The sequence below is a fragment of the Treponema endosymbiont of Eucomonympha sp. genome (assembly GCF_001028545.1).
The window spans coordinates 1-1,274 of the sequence record NZ_BBPW01000175.1 but is presented as its reverse complement, the minus strand read 5'-3'; the positions used below and the strand labels follow the sequence as shown (position 1 = coordinate 1,274).

Here is a 1,274-nt window from a genome sequence, read left to right as displayed (position 1 = left end):
TAAAATGTATCTGGGCGGTTTTCCGCCCTCCGCGTTGCGCGCTGCCCGTAGGCCGAGTTTTTTCAGGAAGCTCGAACATTGCCCCTGCGCCGCACGGATACTGCGTAACGCCGAATGACCCACTGCGTGCTACCCCGCCGCCCGCTCTCCGTGCGCGTCAGCGAGGCGTCGCGCGAAGCGGACGGGACGCGCGAAATCGAGTTTGCCGCGGAGGGGCGGAGCGGCGCCGGCGTCGAGTTTTATAGCTGGGACTTCGCCTACGACGAGGAGCGCGGCTTCACGCCCGCGGTGATTATGGATAAAACAGGCGTCCAGCGCGCGAAGTTCCGGGCGGGCGCGTACACGATCGCGGTGAAGGCGGTGGGCAGCGAAGGGCTGGAAAACACGGAACTGGTGCGGCTCAAGCTGAACGGCACGATAGAGCGGGCGGCGGGGTAGCACGAAGTGGGTCATTCGGCGTTACGCAGTATCCGTGCGGCGCAGGGGCAATGTTCGAGCTTCCTGAAAAAACTCGGCATACGGGCAGCGCGCAACGCGGAGGGCGTAAAACCGCCCAGATACATTTTATATCTGCCTAAATATACTTTATATCTGCCTAGATATATTTCATATCTGTCCAGATATATTTCATATCTACCTAGATATATTTTGTAACTGCCTAGATATATTTCATAATTGCCTAGATATACTTTATATCTAGATAGATATACTTTATATCTAGATAGATATACTTTATATCTATCTAGATATATTTTGTATCTATCTAGATATACTTTGTATCTATCTAGATATACTTTATAACTGCCTAGATATATTTTGTAACTGCCTAGATATATTTTGGATTTGGGCAGTTGCGCTTCGCCACAAGGCAGTTACGCTTCGCCACAAGGCAGTTACGCTTCGCCACAAGGCAGTTGCGCTTTGCAACAGGGCAGTTGCGCTTCGCCACAAGGCAGTTACGCTTCGCCACAAGGCAGTTGCGCTTTGCAACAGGGCAGTTGCGCTTTGTAACAGGGCAGTTATACGGCATAACTGCCCTGGAGCGCGGACGGCGCGAGGGTGGGGAAGCTGCCGCGCATAGAAGCGACCGGCGCAAAAGGCTGCGAAACGAACAGCGGAGGGACAAAATGGCAGAAAAGGGCGAAAAACTGAACGCGGAAGCGGCGGCTTTTGGGGCGCAGGGAAACGAGCGCTATGCCAAGAAAGAATACGACGCGGCGATAGAAGCCTACACGAAGGCGACAGAGCTACAGCCGGATTTTGCGGAAGCGTTT

The 1,274-nt window shown here is 53.5% G+C and carries 2 protein-coding genes; both read left to right on the top strand.

Annotation, left to right across the window (positions count from 1 at the left end; all coding sequences use genetic code 11):
• Positions 1-114: 114 nt before the first annotated feature.
• Positions 115-438: a hypothetical protein gene (locus AWU74_RS05725; RefSeq protein ID WP_062328496.1), complete on the top strand. Its 324-nt coding sequence runs from the start codon at positions 115-117 to the stop codon at positions 436-438.
• 689 nt (positions 439-1,127) lie between these two features.
• The coding region (locus AWU74_RS13465) for a tetratricopeptide repeat protein (RefSeq protein ID WP_162504900.1) at positions 1,128-1,274 on the top strand (147 nt) is incomplete at its 3' end.